Origin of the sequence: Mycobacterium sp. (assembly GCF_039583785.1) — a bacterium.
Taxonomy (GTDB): Bacteria; Actinomycetota; Actinomycetes; order Mycobacteriales; family Mycobacteriaceae; genus Mycobacterium.
Window position 1 is genome coordinate 75,940 of record NZ_JAVKSG010000003.1, and the last position, 17,415, is coordinate 93,354.

Consider the following 17,415-nt stretch of genomic DNA (forward strand, 5'->3'; position numbering starts at 1 on the left):
ATTGTGCCACGGATGTCGCTGGCCACAGCTAACAGGTGCGAATTTGACTCATACGTTCGACGCTACCGACCAAGCCTGAGTGTTGCCGCAATGCTTTCTCCGATTTTGCTGCACGGATCTCCGAGGCGGCCTGCCCTGGAGGTTGAACGCGAACTCCGGGATATTAGGAAGGCGTGACGCCATCCACTTCGCCGGTCGGTCTTCCCGATCTGCGGTTGACCACCGACGGGCCATTCGGCATCTATGTTCACGTGCCGTTCTGCTTTACCCGCTGCGGCTACTGCGACTTCAACACCTATACGCCGGCGGAGTTGGGCGGCGTCAACCCCGACGCGTGGTTGCAGGTGCTGGCCGCCGAGCTCGAGCTGGCCGCCGGGCGGCTCGACGGACCGACCGTGCAGACCGTCTTCATCGGCGGGGGGACACCGTCGCTGCTGGGCCCGCAGCGCCTGACCCAGTTGCTGCAGTCGGTGCGGGACAACTTCGAGCTGGCCACCGACGCGGAGGTGAGTACCGAGGCGAACCCCGAGTCGGCGTGGCCGGACTTTTTCGCGGCCGCCCGCGCGGCCGGCTGCACCAGGGTGTCGCTGGGCATGCAGTCGGTCGCGCCGCACGTGCTGGGCGTACTCGACCGGATCCACACGCCGAACCGGTCGGCGGCGGCGGCCCGCGAGGCGCTGGCCGAGGGATTCGAGCACGTCAGCCTCGACCTCATCTACGGCACGCCGGGGGAGACCGACGACGATCTGCTGCGCTCGGTCGACACTGCGATCGAGACCGGCGTCGATCATGTGTCTGCGTACGCCCTCGTCGTCGAAGACGGGACCGCGATGGCGCGCCGGGTACGCAGTGGCGAATTGGCCGCCCCGGATGACGACGTGCTCGCGCATCGCTACGAGCTGGCGGACGAGCGTCTCTCGAGGGCTGGGTTCGGGTGGTACGAGGTGTCGAACTGGAGTCGTCCCGGTGGGGAGTGCCGCCACAATCTGGGCTACTGGGACGGCGGGCAGTGGTGGGGCGCCGGCCCGGGCGCGCACAGCTTTGTCGGTGGCGCCCGCTGGTGGAATGTCAAGCACCCCAACGCATATGCGCAGCTTTTGGGCGATGCAACATTGCCGGTGGCTGGCTTCGAGCAACTGGACGCTGCCAGCCGGCACACCGAGGATGTGCTGCTGAGAATTCGGCTGCGTCAGGGACTGTCCACCGAATTGCTGGACGAGGCCGAGCGCGGGCGTGCGGACACCGCCATCCAGGACGGCTTGTTGGTGCGCGAAGGCGAGCGGTTGGTGCTCACCAATCGTGGGCGGCTGCTCGCCGACGGCGTCGTGCGTAATCTGCTCGGCTAGGTCGCATGCCGAGCTAGTGCGATACCAATGCGGGTTTCCATTTTGTTGATCGTGATCGTCGGGGCCCGCGGGGGTGCCGCCGACCGATATTGCGCACCGGATGGTGTACTGAATTGTGCTGTGTGCCTATGATTTTGGTCGGTATCTGGTACGACGCTCCAGCCATCGACCTGTTTGACGTAGTTGCATCGTTCGCACAGGCCCAGGCCGTTGCCGGCCGAGGTCTTCCCGCCATGAGCCCACGGTCGGGCGTGGTCGCGGTGGCGGATCGGTGCATCGCAGTAGGGCGTACGGCAGCGCTGATCGCGGAGCCCGATGAAGGCCGCCAACCCGCGAGGAAACAGCCGGGCTCGTGACTCCATCGCCACCAAGCCACCCGAAGCTGGATGGGTATAAAGCCGGCGCAGCGTGGCCCGGGATCGTGCGTCGGTGACGGCACCCGAGATCAGTCCGCGCGCGACGGCGGCCGGGATCGGGCCGTAGCCGCACATATCGCCGGGCTCAGTGCCGCCGCCCAGCAGCGTTTCGTCGGAGATCACCAGATTGACGGCGATCGGCGTCGGAGCCGCGGCGCTTCGCCCGGTAACGCGCTCGACCAGTGTGTCGGCCATTACCTGGCCCCGAGATCGCCCGTCGGCGCACCTATCGGCCTCCCGTCGCAGTGCCGCGTACACCGAGACACCCTGTGCTACCGGCAAAAGCGCAGTGAGGTAGGTCATCGTATCGGGCGCGGGCCGGATGCTCACCGTCCGTTCGTTTTCAGCTTTGGCGGCGCGGTCGACGACCGCGTGCGGATCGAGGCGGTAGGCGATGGCCTTGGCCGCCGCCGCCACCCGGGCATCGCCCATTCCGTCCAGGCCGGCTGGATCGCCGCATAATTCGGCGTCCAGTGACCGCCGGTCTTCGATGTCCAGGCCGGCGCTTTCGCGCACGATCAGGGTGGCCCGCCACTCCGACAGCTGACCTTGCTCCAAAGCGGCCAACGTATGTGGCATCTCATAGACCAGTGCCTTCGCGAAGCCGAGATGCCGACTGCCGCGGGCCGGCGAATCGCGTCGGGCCAGGGCGATTTCGCTGGCTACGCCGCGGCCCCGCTTCGCGGCCGGCACTCCGGCGCCAGTCTTAGCCGACATCGGCCTCGGGTGAGCGTTCGAGGTACTCGGCCAGAATCTTGCTGACCAACGACTCGATGGTCGTCTCGATCGACGACGCCAAGGTCGCGGTGACCGACGACACGGCCTGGGTCCGGAATCGCACCAACATCGTGATCAGCTCGGCGATTTCGGTGTCGGCCGGCAAGGCCTCCCCGGGTTTGATCCGGTCGGCGACGTGCTCGGCCCCGGCGCGCACCAGCATCTCGCTGATCTGGTCGATCAACGGTGAGATGTTCTCGTGCAGGTCGACGAGTGTCTCCATGGTCATGCCGTAGCCGCGGATCTCGTTGAACGCGTCGATCAGCTTCGGGCGGGTGATGGTGGCCTGCCCGTCGTCGACGTGGATCACCTGCAGAGTCACCAAACGGTCAAAGGCCTCGGTGTCGTTGATGAGTTGTTGCGCGTCGGCCAGCGGCATGGTCCGGGATTTTTGACTAGTCCAGTTTCCGACGATGGCTGTTTCCAGACCGAGGACATCGCCGAGATCCTTGCCCTCTTCCCACGCGCTGAGCATCTCCCGGACGTGAGCGATGGTGTAGCCGCGGTCGAGCATCGAGGTGATCAGCCGCAGCCGGGTCAGATGGGTGTCGTTGAACAGCGCGATCCGCCCGACCCGCAGCGGTGGCGGCAAGAGCCCGCGGTCGCGGTACACCCTGATGTTGCGGGTGGTGGTGCCGGCCAACCGGGCGAGATCTTCGATGCGATATTCCCGGGAACCGAGTGCACCGTGCGGGTAACGGACCGCCGCGTCGAACAACTGCGACACCGCATTTTCGACGACCTCCCGCGACTGGCGCCGGACGCGTTTGGGTGCGCGCCGCAGATTCGTCAAAATGCCGGCGATGGTGCCGGTTTCGGCGCGGGGTGGTCGGTCGGGGGCCATCGCGTCAGGCGGAGGAGCTCACGCGTACGGCGGTGCGCTCGACCGCGTCGTAGTCGGTGTACTGGAAATCGCGCATCTGTCGAAGATACTGGGTGGCGAATCCCGGGTACATCGACACGTTGCGTCCGTCCTTGGTCAAATACCAGCTGCTGCAACCCGACATCCAGGTCGTCTTGGTGAGCCGCTTCTGGATGCGTTCGTTGTAGCGCCGCTGCACGTCCTGGCGGACATCGAGGTAGCGCAGGTCGCTGTCCAAGATGGTTGTGATGCCGCGGACGACGTAGTCGAGTTGGCCTTCGATGAAGACCAGCAGCGAGTTGTGGCCGGGCCCCGAGTTCGGGCCGGTCATGAAGAACAGGTTCGGGTAGCCGTGCGCGCTGGCGCTCTTGTACGCCTGTGCGCCGTCGGTCCATTCGGCGCTCAGCGAGCGTCCACCCAGGCCGGTGACCGGGAACGGCGGGCCGGTCAGGTGCACGTCGTAACCGGTGGCGAACACCATGCAGTCCAGGTGATGCTCGATACCGTCGCTGGTGCGCAGGCCCACCGGGCTCATTGTCGCGATAGGCCAGTCGATCAGCTTGCAGTTCTCCCGCTGCAGGGCGGGGTAGTAGTCGCTGGACACCAGCATGCGCTTGCAGCCCGGGGTGAAGTCGGGGGTCAGCTGGCGGCGCAGCCACGGGTCTTTCACCTGCCGGCGCAGGTGCATCTTGCCCAGTCGGGCGACCACCGACGTCAGCGGCGTGTCCCACACCAGCGCGGTCGCGCTCGCCTCGTGTCCCCAGTACAGGGCCTGGCGCGCAAGCCGTTGTACCGCAGGCACTTTGGCGAAGACGGTCTGCACCGCGGGCGGCGTGGCGACGTCGAAGCGTGGCAGCACCCAACCCGGGGTGCGCTGGAACACCTTCACGAACTCGGCCTGCTTGACTAGTTCGGGGATGATCTGGACCGCGCTGGCACCGGTGCCGATGACACCGATCCGCTTGCCGGCGAAGTCGTAGTCGTTGTCCCATCGGGCGCTGTGAATCTTGTGGCCCTGGTAGGACTCGATGCCCCGGATGTCGGGGAAGCTCGAATCGGGCAGCGGCCCGGACGCCAGGATCACCGTGCGCGCGCGAAAACGCCTGGACCCGGCCGTGGTTGCAATCCACACCCCGGCGTCCTCGTCGAACGACAGTCCGGTGACTTCCTGGCCGAACTGAATGCGGCGACGAATGTCGAACCGGTCGGCCATCTCTTCGAGGTGGTCACGGATCTCGTGGGCCGGCGAGTAGGTCCGCGACCAGGTCGGGTTCCTGACGAACGAGAACGAGTACAGCAGTGACGGGATGTCGCAGCTGGCGCCGGGATAGCTGGTATCGCGCCAGGTTCCGCCGACGCGGTCGCTGCGCTCCAGGATGGCGACGTCGTCCGCCTTGTTGAGGCCGGCCTGGGCCAGCTTGATGGCGGCGCCGAGACCACTGAACCCGGCTCCGACGATCAGGGTCGCGTACGTGTGTGTTCTTGCCATGGTCACGCCGCCGGCTCGTGAGTGATTTCGCGAACCCAGGTGGGCACCGCGGGCAGCAGTGGACGCGGGTACCGGTCGGACAGCCACACCATCGAATTGGCCAGCAGGTGGTACGGGTGGCGCGGATTCGTCACCACTGCGGCGTAGCGCCGCAGGAACCGATACGTCGGTACCCGGCTGGTGTGTTTGCCGCGGTCGCCGAGCTCCTTGAATCGCTTGACGGCCTTATACAGCCGCTCAGGCTCCATGCCCATCGCGGTGATCTCGTTGGCGATCCGGTTGATCAGCGGTGCACCCATGATCGCGCCGATGATCACACCCGGGGTGGCGTGGTGGCCGACGAAGTCGATCAGCAACCGTCGGATCTTCGCCTGCCCGATCAGGTCGAGAACCTCGAAATCGACGACCAGATGCCGTGATTCGTCATTATTGATCTTCTCGAACACCTGGTGGCACACCGGGTCGTGCACCTCGTCGAGGAGGAACTTCAACAGGGCGCCGTCCAGCGCGACTTCGAGCATCGGGATGACGGTGCCGAGCAGCGACAGCGGCATGTCGTCGGCCCAGCGGTCCAGCCAGTCGATGGCCAGCCGGATGTTCACGTTCGGCTCGGGGACTTCACCGTCGTCGAGCATTCCCCAACGCTTCATCAGCGCCAGTTCGGCGTTGGCGTGGCGCTGCTCCTCGGCGTGGAAGTACCGGTAGATCTCACCGATGGTCGGGGTGGGCGCCTTCTTGGCCAGCGCCGCGAACCCGCGGGCACCGATGTTCTCGATCCAGCACAGGTCGGCCATGAACGCCTTGAGCTGTGGCCGCTGCTCGTCGGTGATCGTCTCGGCACCTGGTGCGTCCCAGTCGATGTCGGCCAGCGCCCATTGCCGGTCCTTGATCTTGGCCAGCATCGCTTCGAAATCGATACTCATCGGCGCCACTCCTCCTCATTGCTTTGCGCTGCATCGTCGTTGGCGCGACTCATTGCACATCCTCCTTGAGTTTGGTCTTGTCAGAGCGGGGCGACGCGGTTCAACAGACCGACCGCGCGGGTGTAGGTGCCGGGTGCGAGTCGCTTGATGTTCCAGCCGAACTTCGCTTCGAGCTGCGGCATGCAGTACAGGTCGCCGCGGTCATGGGCATCCAGGCAGGTCTTTGCGACCTTCTCCGCGGTGAATCCGGTCAACCCCATGACCCGGTTCGCGAGTTTGGTCGCGTTCGCCGACATGCGGCCCGATTCGATGATGTTGGTTTTGACGAAGGTCGGGCACAGCACGGTGACTTTGACTCCGCTGCCGGATAATTCGGCGGCGAGGGTTTCCGACAGCATCAGCACGCCCGCCTTGCTGACGTTGTAGGCGCCCATGCGGGGCGCCGCGCCGAACGCGGCTGCCGACGCGACGTTGATGATGCCCCGCGGCACATCGGAGTCGGCGGACCGCAGGATCGGCGCGAAGACGTGGCAACCGTGGATGGGACCCCACAGGTTGATGCCGAGCACCCACTGCCAGTCTTCAAGCGGCAGTTCACCGATCGGGGCGCCTCCGGAACCGACACCGGCGTTGTTGATCACCAGCGTGGGCGGGGCGCCGAACCACGATTGCGACTGGGTGGCCAGATCCTGGACTTCGCCGAAGTGGGTGACGTCGCAGGCGATTGCGACGGCATCACCGCCGCATTCACTGATCGCGGTGACGGTTCGCTTGGCGGCGGCCTCGTCGATGTCGCTGCAAACGATCCGGCTACCGCGCTTCGCGAGTTCGATTGCGAATGCGGCGCCGATGCCGCTGCCGGCGCCGGTGACGACCGCACGCGCGTGGTGGCTCACCTTGGGTGATTTGCCGAACGGCCCGATCATGCTCAGCCCACCTTTCCAGTGAGGTTCTCGATGTTGTTGTCGCGCAGCGCGGTGCCGATGAATGTCGCGGCCTGTGCCATCGCCTTGGCGGCTTCCGGTGTCAGTCGCGGCAAAGCCTGAAAAACATGCACCTGGTCCGGCCATACCTGAAGCGTGCACCGGCCGCCGCCGGTGCGGATGTCGGCGGCCAGGTGGCGTGCGTCGGCGAGCAGCATTTCCGCGCCGCCGGCCTGGATCAGTGTGGGTGGCAGCGTCGGACCGCCGGCGACGTCGAGTGTCAGCCGCTCGTGCGCGGGGTCGACACCTCGGCTGTAGAGCCGGACCAAGCGCGCGGCGTCGGCAGATCGGATCGCCGGGTCGCGGCGCAAATCCTCACGCGCCCGGGCAAGTTCGAGTGTGAGATCGATCAGCGGGGATAACAGGACCAGCGCGGCCGGGCCGTGGGCGGCGACGTCGGATTGCAGCAGCATGTCCACCGACAGGTGGCCGCCGGCTGAATCTCCGGCAACCACAACGCGTTCCGCGGGCACCTGGCTGGTGAGCCAATCCCAGCCGGACCGCACGTCGTCGGCGGCGGTGGGGAAGCGGTAGCGCGGCGCCAACCGGTAGTCGACGGTGAACACCGGCAATCCGGTCAGTCGCGACAGCCACGCCGTCAGCCGACGGTGCGTCCGCGGTGAGCACAACGCGAAGCCGCTGCCGTGCACGAAGTAGATGGCCCCCCGGCTCGTCGAGACGCCGGGGCCGCGCACCCACTCACCGACAACGCGACGCCCATCGTGATGCACGTCGATGTGCTCGATGCGGGTCCCGGCCAATGCAGGTCCGAAGGCATCCATGATGCCGGCGATGATCCGTCGCGATGCCCACAAACCCCAGGCCCGCTCGGGCGGCAGCACCGCGCTGAGCTGCCGCACTGTCGCCATGCTCACCAGCGCCGCCGAACGGGATCGCAGCGATCCGCGAGTCGGCATTGACTCCCTCATGTGGGAGAGTCAACACCCAATGGTGACATTGGTCAATGGCAACGTTGCTACGGGCGTGTCGGCGGTGTTGGTGGATCCGACGCCGTGCCACGTCACACCTATGGACACGTCCAGCGGCTGCGGGCCGAGCGCAGCTAGTCGCCCAACATTTGCGTGCCGAAGACAATTGCCAGCGAGAGCTTCTCGGCGTCCTCGGTATCGGGCTCGGCCCGACACGGTCAGCGCCGATGCTCGCATCGATTGCAATTGATGACCGCTGGGCGCATCTGCACGGCGGCGCTGGTGCGGTCAAAGAGAATGAACAAGGAGTGAGGCTATCTGCCAGCGACCTGGCTCGCGAATCACCGCTGTGGGACGGTACCGCCGAACTACGCGACGTGGAACGCTAAGAGGCCGTCTCCAAGACTCATGCTGGACGGCGACGCCAACGCCGCTCCTGCGCCGAAGATCGCGGCTCCGGTGGCCAACACCGAGAGAGTGATCGACATGACTGACCGCTTCGCCTCAACACGACCGTTTGCCGCTGGAGACTTGCTGTCAATGTTTGCTGCCATGGTCTTGAGGTTAGTAGCGAAAGGTAAGCAATCTCTGTCTGAACTCGGTGAATTTGGCGGCGAATCTTAAGACTGTAATTGCCTGGCGATCGCCTTCTTGTCGACCTTGCCGACCGGCGTGGTCGGCAGCGACGTCATGGCGTTCAGCACATCGGGTCGCGCATGCCGGGCCAACCCTCGTTGGTTGAGGTAGGCGTGGAGAACGGTCTCGCCGCCGCGATGAAGAACGTCCTTGGCCCGACCGGTCCGCGAGAACGTGGCCGCCGGAGACCCGAGCGACGTTTCGACCAATTCTGCCGTCAGCAACGCGACGCCGGCGAGTGGCGGATCCAGGCCGGTTGAGCTTGCGGCCGGACACGCCCGAGTAGGGTCGCCACGGAATGCGCGATGACCAGCAGAATAATTGCGGTATCCGACTCGAAGGGACAACCATGACCATGAAATTCTTCGCCACCGGGGTGACCGCCGTCGCCACCATCGGAGCGGCTGCGGCCGGGGCGGCCGCACTGACCTTCGGCGCCGCGCCGCAGGTAGCGCCCGTCGTCCTCAACGCACCGCTCGACCCGCCGCCTGCTCCCGGCCAGCCCCCCCTGCCCAGCCCCGGACAGCTGGCCGACCTATGCAACCGCGTCACCGACCCCGGTGTGGGATATGAGACCAAAGTCGGCCTGGTGCAGAACGGCATCCCGTCAGGCGAGGGCCACGTGGCCGACCACGACCTGCGCAAGGCCTACCGCAACGGCAACTTCCCGGAGCAGTTCAACGTCACCAACATCCAGCCGGTTCCGGGCAACGGGGCCAAGGCCGACGTCGCCATCAGCGGCCCGAAGTTCGCCGGGCCGGTCGAAAAGACACTCGTGTTCATCGACCAGGGCGGCACCTGGATACTGCAGCACGACTCCGCGCTCGCGCTGATCCAGGCGGCCACGGCCGTCAACTGATCCGCACGGCGGGCTAGCCGGTCACCGCGCTCAAGTCGACCCGCGCGACCCGCTCAGGATCGGCTAGCACGTCGATCGCGGTGATCCGCCCACCGCGGATCACGAAGCCCATGATCGCGGTCGGCTGACCGGCGATGACGATCACTGCGCCGGCGGCGCCGTTGACGACGGCGGGTCGGACCCCGCGTTCCGGTGCGGCGTAGCCCCTGGCCAGTTCGGCGACGTCGGCTGCTCCGCGCACCGAACGCTGTCCACCGGGACCGAAGTCCCCGCGCAGCGACACATCGTTGTGCAGCACGGCAACCAGTCGACCGAGCCCAGCATGCGGTAGGCCACCGCGCCCAGATGCGGACGAGCGGCCTGGAATCGCACTGCCAGCTCTGAGTCAGCGATCATCGCTGGCCAGGGTCGGGCAACGCGCACACCTGGCCCTCGCTGAAACCGGAGGCCCCGATACCCAACGCGATGTTGAACCGGCCGCGAAGGTTGGCGAGTGTGATGATATGTGTCAGCCCGACCAGTTCGGCGTCATCAAAATGCATTCGCAGACGGTCGAATAGGTCGTCACTCACCTCGACCGGCGTGCGGCTGACCGCCGTGGCGCCTCTGCCAGTTCGAGGCGGCCATATGCGTTAAGCAGTTTGGGGATATACGCATACATCTTTAGCGGCTCAAGCATTGTCGCGGTTTCCAGCCCCGTCATCTGCTTGAAGCGCCGTTTGGTGAAGAAGTAGGCGATCTTGGCGCCAAGGCCGGCGTCATGGTCGGATAGTCCGGTGATTCGTGGCATGGTGGGCTCCTTCAAGCTTTGCGGCGGTCTACCTACCTCGACACCGAACCGGCCGGAAACGTGACCGAAAGCGCTACGCCTGGTCGGCGTGCTGGGTGACCGCGTCGAGGTCGAGTAACCGCGCGTGTAGAACGGTGCGATTACGCAGCGCCGCCCGCACCGCGCGGTGCAGGCCGTCTTCCAGGTAGATGACCCCTTTCCACAGCACAGCGTGCGGGAAGAGGTCGCCGTAAAATGTGGAATCCTCGGACAGCAGGCGATCCAGGGCCAGCACCGTCGTGGTGGTGACGATTTCGTCCAGCCGGATCTGGCGCGGCGGAATCCGTGACCAGTCCCGGTAGGACAGGTTGTGCTCCGGGTACGGCTTGCCGTCGCGCACGCCCTTGAAGATCATCCGGGGCTCGTCCCCGAGGCGCGCCTCCCCGATGCGGCCATGCAGGACAGGTTAGTCGCTGGTGGTCCCCGTAAACTGATCGAGGTTAGGAGGGTTGATCGGACATGGGAACTGCCGACGAGCGCCGGCTTGAGGTGCTGCGCGCGATCGTCGCCGACTTCGTCTCGACCAAGGAGCCGATCGGCTCGAAGTCACTGGTGGACCGGCACAACCTCGGCGTCTCGTCGGCGACCGTGCGTAACGACATGGCCGTGCTCGAAGCCGAGGGCTACATCACCCAGCCGCACACCAGTTCCGGCCGGGTGCCGACGGAGAAGGGTTACCGCGAATTCGTCGACCGGCTCGACGACGTCAAGCCGCTATCGGCGGCCGAGCGGCGCGCGATTCAAGGCTTTCTGGAGTCCGGGGTCGACCTCGACGACGTGCTGCGACGCGCGGTGCGGCTGTTGGCGCAGCTGACTCGTCAGGTGGCTATCGTGCAGTACCCGACGTTGTCGACGTCGACGGTGCGGCACCTGGAAGTGATCGCGCTGACCCCGGCCCGGTTGTTGATGGTGGTGATCACCGACACCGGCCGGGTAGACCAGCGCATCGTCGAACTCGGCGACGTGATCGACGACCACCAGCTCGCACAGCTACGCGAGATGCTCAGCCAGGCGCTGGACGGCAAGAAGCTGTCCGCGGCATCGGTCGCGGTCGCCGACCTGGCCGCCCATCTGGACGGCCGCGGCGGCCAGTCCAAGAGCCTCAGTGACGCGGTCGGCCGCTCGGCCACGGTGCTGCTGGAGTCGCTGGTCGAGCACACCGAGGAGCGGCTGCTGCTGGGCGGGACCGCCAACCTGACCCGCAACACCGCCGACTTCGGCGGCTCGCTGCGCTCCATCCTGGAAGCGCTCGAGGAGCAGGTCGTCGTGCTGAAGCTGCTGGCCGCTCAGCAGGAAGCCGGCAAGGTCACGGTCCGCATCGGGCACGAGACCGAGGCCGAGCAGATGATGGGCACGTCAGTCGTGTCGACCACCTATGGCACCCTCGACACCGTCTACGGCGGCATGGGTGTGCTCGGGCCCACCCGAATGGACTATCCGGGAACTATCGCTAGTGTCGCTGCGGTTGCTCTCTACATCGGCGAAGTGCTGGGTACACGGTGAGCCCGCATTCCAGGCACAATTCATAGACGGCCGTTTTCACACGGCGGAACTGGGCCCATGAGCCCAGGAAAGATCAGGAAGGTCAAGCGTGGCACGCGACTATTACGGTCTGCTCGGAGTGGGCAAGAACGCGAGCGATACCGAGCTCAAGCGCGCGTATCGCAAGCTCGCCCGCGAACTGCACCCCGACGTCAACCCCGATGAGGCCGCGCAGGCGAAGTTCAAGGAGATCAGCGTCGCCTACGAGGTGTTGACCGACCCGGAGAAGCGGCGCATCGTCGACCTGGGCGGTGACCCGCTGGCCAACGCGGCCGCCGGTGGCGGTGGCTTCGGTGGGTTCGGCGGCCTGGGCGATGTGTTCGAGGCGTTCTTCGGCGGCGGCGCGACCGCGCGCGGGCCGGTCGGACGGGTCCGGCCGGGGTCGGATTCGCTGCTGCGGATGCGGCTCGACCTGACCGAATGCGCGACCGGTGTGGGCAAGCAGGTCACCGTCGACACCGCGGTGCTGTGTGACCGGTGCCAGGGCCGTGGCACCAACGGCGACTCGCAGCCGGTGTCGTGTGACACCTGCGGCGGTCGCGGCGAAGTGCAAACCGTCCAGCGGTCGCTGCTGGGCCAGGTGATGACGGCGCGTCCATGCCCGACCTGTCGCGGCGTGGGCGAGGTCATCCCCGACCCGTGCCACCAGTGCGGCGGCGACGGACGGGTGCAGGCCCGCCGGGATATCACCGTGAAGATTCCGGCCGGTGTTGGCGACGGCATGCGGGTCCGGCTCGCCGCCCAAGGTGAAGTGGGGCCCGGTGGGGGACCGGCCGGTGACCTGTATGTCGAGATTCACGAACAGCCGCACGACATCTTCGTGCGCGACGGCGACGATCTGCACTGCACGATCTCGGTGCCGATGGTCGACGCGGCGCTGGGCACCACGGTGACCATCGACGCGATCCTCGACGGATTGACCGAGATCACCATCCCCGCCGGGACGCAGCCCAGTTCGGTGACCGTCCGTCGGGGCCACGGCATGCCGCACCTGCGTTCCGGTGCCCGCGGCGACCTGCACGTGCACGTCGAGGTGGTGGTGCCCGAGCGGCTCGACCATCAGGACGCCGATCTGCTGCGCGAGTTCAAGAGCCGACGCAGCCGCGACGTCACCGAGGTCCGCTCGACCCACGCGCCCGCGACCAACGGCGGGCTGTTCAGCCGGCTGCGTGAATCCTTTACCGGCCGCTAATTGGCCGGCCTGTTCTACATCGACACGCTGCCCGAAAACGGTGAGCCGGTCGTCGTCGAGGGTGACGAGGGGTTCCATGCCGCCACCGTGCGACGCCTTCGTGTCGGCGAGGAGCTGGATCTCGGAGACGGCGACGGCGGTGTGGCCCGCTGTGTCGTCGAGAAGAGCTCACGCGACGGGCTGCGGGCCAGGGTGGTCGACCGCCGACTGGTTGCGCCCGTCCATCCGCCGGTGACCGTGGTTCAGGCGCTGCCCAAATCCGAGCGCTCCGAGCTGGCCGTCGAATTGGCCACCGAAGCTGGCGCCGACGCGCTGGTGGCCTGGCAGGCGGCCCACTGCGTGGCCCGCTGGGACGGCTCCCGCGCCGACAAGGGCCTGCGGCGCTGGCGTGCGGTTGCGCGCGCCGCGGCGCAGCAGTCCCGACGCGCCTACATCCCGTCCGTCGACGGTCTCTGGTCCACCGCGACGCTGACCGCGCGGATCGTCGACGTGGTGGCCTCCGGTGGCATCGTTCTCGCGCTGGACGCAGCGGCCGACGTGCGGTTGACGGATCTGGCCCTGGCGCAGGCGAAGTCGGTGATGTTGGTGGTCGGCCCCGAGGGCGGGATCGCTGCCGACGAAGTAGCCGCGCTCGTCGAGGCCGGTGCGACGTCAGTCCGGCTGGGCCCGACCGTGCTGCGCACCTCGACCGCGGCGGCCGTCGCGCTCGGTGCGCTGGGGGTGCTGACACCGCGCTGGGATGTGTCCGACGGCGGCTGACCGTTGGGCCGGCCCCACCGAGCGGCGGTAGACTTTCACCCTAACTCGCTGGATACACCGCAGAAAGCAGGCTTTAGGACCCACGTGACGCCCCGCGAAACCAACGCTGCTGATCCGTCGGTATCCGCGGCTCGCAGCAGCATCGACGTTCCGCCCGACTTCGTCATGGGCCTGCTCGGCTCCGCCGACGAAAATCTCCGCGCGCTCGAACGACTCCTTGCCGCGGACCTGCACGTGCGTGGCAACGCGGTGACGCTGTCGGGGCAGCCCGCCGACGTCGCGCTCGCCGAGCGGGTGCTCGCCGAACTCGTCGCGATCGTCGCCGGTGGCCAGCCGCTCACCCCGGACGGCGTGCGGCACAGCGTCGCGATGCTGATCGGCGCCGGCAACGAGTCACCGGCCGAGGTGCTGACGCTGGACATCCTGTCCCGTCGCGGCAAGACGATTCGGCCCAAGACGCTCAACCAGAAGTGCTACGTGGATGCGATCGACAACCACACCATCGTGTTCGGGATCGGCCCGGCCGGCACCGGCAAGACCTACCTGGCCATGGCCAAGGCGGTCGACGCGCTGCAGACCAAGCAGGTCAATCGCATCATCTTGACCCGGCCGGCGGTGGAAGCCGGTGAGCGCCTTGGCTTTCTGCCGGGCACGCTGAGCGAGAAGATCGACCCGTACCTTCGTCCGCTCTACGACGCGCTGCACGACATGATGGATCCGGACCTGATCCCGAAGCTGATGTCGTCCGGCGTGATCGAGGTTGCGCCGCTGGCGTACATGCGGGGTCGCTCGTTGAACGACGCGTTCATCATCCTCGACGAGGCACAGAACACCACCGCCGAACAGATGAAGATGTTCCTCACCCGGTTGGGGTTCGGTTCCAAAATCGTTGTCACCGGCGACGTTACGCAGATCGATCTGGGGGGCAACAGCCGATCGGGCCTGCGCGCGGCGGTTGACATCCTGGACGGCATCGAGGACATCCACATCTCGGAGCTCACCAGCGCCGACGTGGTACGCCACCGGCTGGTCTCCGAAATCGTGGACGCCTACGCGCGACACGAGCAGCCCGGGCTGGCGATGAACCGGGCCGCTCGACGTGCCCCAGGCCGCCGGTGATTCGATCGTGACCATCGAGGTGGCCAACGAATCCGGATTCGACGTGGCGGAATCCGAATTGATCAGTGTCGCAAAGTTTGTCATCACCGAGATGGATGTCAACCCGGCCGCGGAGTTGTCGATGGTGTTACTGGACACCGCCGCCATGGCGGATCTGCACATGCGCTGGATGGATCTGCCCGGGCCGACCGACGTGATGAGCTTCCCGATGGACGAGCTCGAGCCCGGTGGCCGCCCCGACGCGCCCGAGCCCGGGCCGGCCATGCTCGGCGACATTGTGCTGTGCCCCGAGTTCGCCGCCGAGCAGGCCGCGGCGGCCGGGCATTCGCTGGGACACGAGTTGGCGCTGTTGACAATTCACGGTGTCCTGCACCTGCTCGGCTACGACCACGCCGAGCCGGACGAGGAAAAAGAGATGTTCGGCCTGCAGCGGCGCCTGCTCGAGGAGTGGGTTGCCGATCAGGTGGAGTTCTACCGCCAACAGCGTCAGCAGGATCGCGATCAGCGGTTGCTGGACAAATCAAGGCATTTCGACAATTGAACCACTCCGCTTCGCTACTCGGCGTGATCGTGCTGATTTTTCTGGGCAGCGTGTTCGCGGCCATCGACGCGGCGATCAGCACGGTGTCGATGGCGCGGGTGCAGGAAATGGTGCGCGACGAACGCCCTGGCGCGGTGCGGCTGGCGAAGGTCATGGCCGACCGGCCTCGATACATCAACCTGGTGGTGCTGTTGCGCATCGTCTGCGAGATCAGCGCGACGGTCCTACTGGCTCAGTTTTTCTACCGGGCGGTCAGCCGCGACTGGGGCCTGTTCATCGCGGCGGTCGTCATGGTGGTGGTCAGCTTCGTGGTCATCGGTGTCGGTCCGAGAACGCGCGGCCGCCAGAACGCCTACTCGATCGCTCTGGGTTCGGCGTTTGCGCTGCAAGCGATTTCGGTGCTGCTGACCCCGGTCAGCCGGGTGCTGGTGGTCTTGGGAAACCTACTGACGCCCGGTCGTGGTTTCCGCAACGGCCCGTTCGCCTCCGAGATCGAGTTGCGCGAAGTTGTCGATCTCGCGCAACAGCTCGGCGTGGTCGCCGACGACGAGCGGCGGATGATCCAGTCGGTGTTCGAACTCGGCGACACGCCGGCCCGCGAGGTGATGGTGCCGCGCACCGAGATGATCTGGATCGAGAGCGACGAGTCCGCGGCCGCGGCGATGTCGCTCGCTGTGCGCAGCGGGCACTCCCGCATTCCGGTCATTGGCGAGAACATGGACGATATTGTCGGGGTGGTCTACCTGAAAGACTGTGTGCAGCAAGAATATTACTCTTCGACGAACGGCCGGGAGATGCCCGTGGCCGAGCTCATGCGGCCCGCCGTATTCGTGCCCGACTCCAAACCCCTGGATGATCTGCTGCGCGAAATGCAACGCGATCGCAACCACATGACGCTGCTGGTCGACGAATACGGCGCGATCGCCGGACTGGTGACGATCGAGGACGTGCTGGAGGAGATCGTCGGGGAAATCGCCGACGAGTACGACGCCGCCGAGGTGGCGCCGGTGGAAGACCTGGGCGACAACCGGTTCCGGGTGTCGGCACGGCTGCCGATCGAAGCCGTCGGGGAGCTCTACGGCGTGGAATTCGAGGAGGATCTCGACGTCGACACCGTCGGCGGGCTGTTGGCGTTGGAGTTGGGCCGGGTGCCGCTGCCCGGCTCCGAGGCGGTGTCGCACGGTCTGCGGTTACACGCCGAGGGCGGTTCGGACCACCGCGGGCGGGTCCGGATCGGCACCGTGCTGCTCAGCCACGCTGAAGTGGTGAGTGCGAGCGATGACTGAATTCCATTCCGGCTTCGTCTGTTTCCTCGGGCGGCCGAACACCGGCAAGTCGACCCTGACCAATGCGCTGGTCGGCTCGAAGGTGGCGATCACGTCCAACCGCCCACAGACCACCCGGCACACGATCCGGGGCATCGTGCACCGTGACGACTTCCAGATCGTCCTGGTCGACACCCCGGGGCTGCACCGACCGCGCACGCTGCTGGGTAAGCGGCTCAACGACCTGGTCCGCGACACCTACAGCGAGGTCGACGCGATCGGCCTGTGCATCCCGGCCGACGAGGCGATCGGGGCGGGGGACAGGTGGATCGTCGAGCAGATTCGATCCACCGCGCCCAGAACGACTGTGGTGGCCATCGTCACCAAGATCGACACGGTGTCCAAGGACAAGCTGGCCGCGCAGCTGGTCGCGGTCAGCGAGCTGGTCGGTGACTCCGCCGATGTGGTCCCGGTCTCGGCCGCCACCGGCGAGCAGGTCGACGTGCTGATCGGCGTGCTGGCCGCTGCGCTACCGCCCGGCCCGCCGTACTATCCGGACGGCGAGCTGACCGACGAGCCCGAAGAAGTTCTGATCGCCGAGTTCATCCGGGAAGCCGCACTGGAAGGTGTGCGCGACGAGCTGCCACATTCGCTGGCGGTGGTGATCGACGAGGTCAACCCGCGCGAGGGCCGCGACGACCTGATCGATGTGCATGCGCTGCTTTACGTCGAACGGGACAGCCAGAAAGGCATCGTGATCGGCAAGGGTGGGGAGCGGTTACGCGAAGTGGGCACCGTCGCCCGCGGCCAGATCGAGAAGCTGCTCGGCACCAAGGTGTACCTCGACCTGCGGGTCAAGGTCGCCAAGAACTGGCAGCGCGATCCGAAACAACTTGGCCGACTAGGCTTCTGAGCTACGCACGGCGGATAAGCCAGAAATGAGGGTCG

General features: G+C 66.5%; 16 protein-coding genes and 4 pseudogenes. 10 read left to right on the plus strand and 10 right to left on the minus strand.

The window, feature by feature from the left end; all coding sequences use genetic code 11:
• The first annotated feature begins 173 nt into the window (after positions 1-173).
• Positions 174-1,346, plus strand: a complete 1,173-nt coding sequence (gene hemW, locus ABDV69_RS03125) for a radical SAM family heme chaperone HemW (protein ID WP_343571876.1) — start codon at positions 174-176, stop codon at positions 1,344-1,346.
• Here hemW and ABDV69_RS03130 read toward each other — a convergent pair.
• The 6 genes and pseudogenes from ABDV69_RS03130 to ABDV69_RS03155 all read right to left on the minus strand — a co-directional run.
• A pseudogene (locus ABDV69_RS03130) lies at positions 1,343-2,476 on the minus strand (DUF222 domain-containing protein); the annotation flags it as partial. The gene hemW and the pseudogene ABDV69_RS03130 overlap by 4 nt on opposite strands.
• Positions 2,469-3,383, minus strand: a complete 915-nt coding sequence (locus ABDV69_RS03135) for a MerR family transcriptional regulator (RefSeq protein WP_343571877.1) — start codon at positions 3,381-3,383, stop codon at positions 2,469-2,471. The pseudogene ABDV69_RS03130 and the gene ABDV69_RS03135, both read right to left, overlap by 8 nt.
• Before the next feature lie 4 nt (positions 3,384-3,387).
• Entirely contained in the window at positions 3,388-4,896 is a 1,509-nt protein-coding gene (locus tag ABDV69_RS03140; RefSeq protein WP_343571878.1) for an NAD(P)/FAD-dependent oxidoreductase, read from the minus strand.
• The gene (locus ABDV69_RS03145) at positions 4,893-5,813 is read right to left on the minus strand and encodes a ferritin-like domain-containing protein (protein ID WP_343571879.1); all 921 of its coding nucleotides are present in this window, start codon (positions 5,811-5,813) and stop codon (positions 4,893-4,895) included. The genes ABDV69_RS03140 and ABDV69_RS03145 overlap by 4 nt, the downstream gene beginning before the upstream one ends.
• An 80-nt stretch (positions 5,814-5,893) precedes the next feature.
• Entirely contained in the window at positions 5,894-6,739 is an 846-nt protein-coding gene (locus ABDV69_RS03150) for an SDR family NAD(P)-dependent oxidoreductase (RefSeq protein ID WP_343571880.1), read from the minus strand.
• Positions 6,740-6,741: 2 nt separating this feature from the next.
• Positions 6,742-7,725: an alpha/beta hydrolase gene (locus ABDV69_RS03155; protein WP_343571881.1), complete on the minus strand. Its 984-nt coding sequence runs from the start codon at positions 7,723-7,725 to the stop codon at positions 6,742-6,744.
• Between the two features lie 408 nt (positions 7,726-8,133).
• Here ABDV69_RS03155 and ABDV69_RS03160 point away from each other — a divergent pair, with 408 nt between their 5' ends.
• Positions 8,134-8,349, plus strand: coding sequence for a hypothetical protein (locus ABDV69_RS03160; RefSeq protein WP_343571882.1), 216 nt, complete (start codon positions 8,134-8,136; stop codon positions 8,347-8,349).
• On the opposite strand, the pseudogene ABDV69_RS03165 reads toward ABDV69_RS03160, so the two are convergent.
• Positions 8,346-8,525: pseudogene (locus tag ABDV69_RS03165) on the minus strand ((2,3-dihydroxybenzoyl)adenylate synthase); the annotation flags it as partial. The gene ABDV69_RS03160 and the pseudogene ABDV69_RS03165 sit on opposite strands and share 4 nt — an antisense overlap.
• A 185-nt stretch (positions 8,526-8,710) precedes the next feature.
• Between ABDV69_RS03165 and ABDV69_RS03170 the strand changes: the two are divergent.
• Positions 8,711-9,220 carry a hypothetical protein gene (locus ABDV69_RS03170; protein WP_343571883.1) on the plus strand — a complete coding sequence of 170 codons (510 nt, stop codon included), beginning with the start codon at positions 8,711-8,713 and terminating at the stop codon, positions 9,218-9,220.
• Positions 9,221-9,233: 13 nt separating this feature from the next.
• Here the strand turns inward: ABDV69_RS03170 and ABDV69_RS03175 are convergent.
• From ABDV69_RS03175 to ABDV69_RS03185, 3 genes and pseudogenes are all read right to left on the minus strand, one after another.
• Positions 9,234-9,530 (minus strand): annotated as a pseudogene (locus tag ABDV69_RS03175) (RNA polymerase subunit sigma-70); the annotation flags it as partial.
• Between the two features lie 82 nt (positions 9,531-9,612).
• A pseudogene (locus ABDV69_RS03180) lies at positions 9,613-10,010 on the minus strand (hypothetical protein).
• Between the two features lie 73 nt (positions 10,011-10,083).
• Positions 10,084-10,404 carry a type II toxin-antitoxin system VapB family antitoxin gene (locus ABDV69_RS03185; protein WP_343571884.1) on the minus strand — a complete coding sequence of 107 codons (321 nt, stop codon included), beginning with the start codon at positions 10,402-10,404 and terminating at the stop codon, positions 10,084-10,086.
• Positions 10,405-10,508: 104 nt separating this feature from the next.
• Here ABDV69_RS03185 and hrcA point away from each other — a divergent pair, with 104 nt between their 5' ends.
• The 7 genes from hrcA (at position 10,509) to era (ending at position 17,380) form a co-directional block, all read left to right on the plus strand.
• Positions 10,509-11,552: a heat-inducible transcriptional repressor HrcA gene (gene hrcA, locus ABDV69_RS03190; protein ID WP_343571885.1), complete on the plus strand. Its 1,044-nt coding sequence runs from the start codon at positions 10,509-10,511 to the stop codon at positions 11,550-11,552.
• Between the two features lie 88 nt (positions 11,553-11,640).
• Positions 11,641-12,783, plus strand: coding sequence for a molecular chaperone DnaJ (gene dnaJ / locus ABDV69_RS03195; RefSeq protein ID WP_343571886.1), 1,143 nt, complete (start codon positions 11,641-11,643; stop codon positions 12,781-12,783).
• Entirely contained in the window at positions 12,784-13,542 is a 759-nt protein-coding gene (locus ABDV69_RS03200) for a 16S rRNA (uracil(1498)-N(3))-methyltransferase (RefSeq protein WP_343571887.1), read from the plus strand.
• Positions 13,543-13,626: 84 nt separating this feature from the next.
• Positions 13,627-14,661, plus strand: coding sequence for a PhoH family protein (locus ABDV69_RS03205; RefSeq protein ID WP_343571888.1), 1,035 nt, complete (start codon positions 13,627-13,629; stop codon positions 14,659-14,661).
• Between the two features lie 7 nt (positions 14,662-14,668).
• On the plus strand, positions 14,669-15,202 hold the full coding sequence (gene ybeY / locus ABDV69_RS03210; protein ID WP_343571889.1) for an rRNA maturation RNase YbeY: 534 nt from the start codon (positions 14,669-14,671) through the stop codon (positions 15,200-15,202).
• On the plus strand, positions 15,199-16,488 hold the full coding sequence (locus ABDV69_RS03215; RefSeq protein WP_343571890.1) for a hemolysin family protein: 1,290 nt from the start codon (positions 15,199-15,201) through the stop codon (positions 16,486-16,488). Before ybeY ends, ABDV69_RS03215 begins: the two co-directional genes overlap by 4 nt.
• Positions 16,481-17,380 carry a GTPase Era gene (gene era / locus ABDV69_RS03220; protein WP_343571891.1) on the plus strand — a complete coding sequence of 300 codons (900 nt, stop codon included), beginning with the start codon at positions 16,481-16,483 and terminating at the stop codon, positions 17,378-17,380. The genes ABDV69_RS03215 and era overlap by 8 nt, the downstream gene beginning before the upstream one ends.
• Positions 17,381-17,415 lie beyond the last annotated feature (35 nt).

Coding starts and splice junctions, on each gene's coding strand:
- era (WP_343571891.1), top strand. CDS start 16,481: ATGACTGAATTCCATTCCGGCTTCGTCTGTTTCCTCGGGCGGCCGAAC.
- ABDV69_RS03170 (WP_343571883.1), top strand. CDS start 8,711: ATGACCATGAAATTCTTCGCCACCGGGGTGACCGCCGTCGCCACCATC.
- ABDV69_RS03155 (WP_343571881.1), bottom strand. CDS start 7,725: ATGAGGGAGTCAATGCCGACTCGCGGATCGCTGCGATCCCGTTCGGCG.
- ABDV69_RS03150 (WP_343571880.1), bottom strand. CDS start 6,739: ATGATCGGGCCGTTCGGCAAATCACCCAAGGTGAGCCACCACGCGCGT.
- ABDV69_RS03135 (WP_343571877.1), bottom strand. CDS start 3,383: ATGGCCCCCGACCGACCACCCCGCGCCGAAACCGGCACCATCGCCGGC.
- ABDV69_RS03185 (WP_343571884.1), bottom strand. CDS start 10,404: ATGATCTTCAAGGGCGTGCGCGACGGCAAGCCGTACCCGGAGCACAAC.
- hrcA (WP_343571885.1), top strand. CDS start 10,509: ATGGGAACTGCCGACGAGCGCCGGCTTGAGGTGCTGCGCGCGATCGTC.
- ABDV69_RS03145 (WP_343571879.1), bottom strand. CDS start 5,813: ATGAGTATCGATTTCGAAGCGATGCTGGCCAAGATCAAGGACCGGCAA.
- ABDV69_RS03160 (WP_343571882.1), top strand. CDS start 8,134: ATGCTGGACGGCGACGCCAACGCCGCTCCTGCGCCGAAGATCGCGGCT.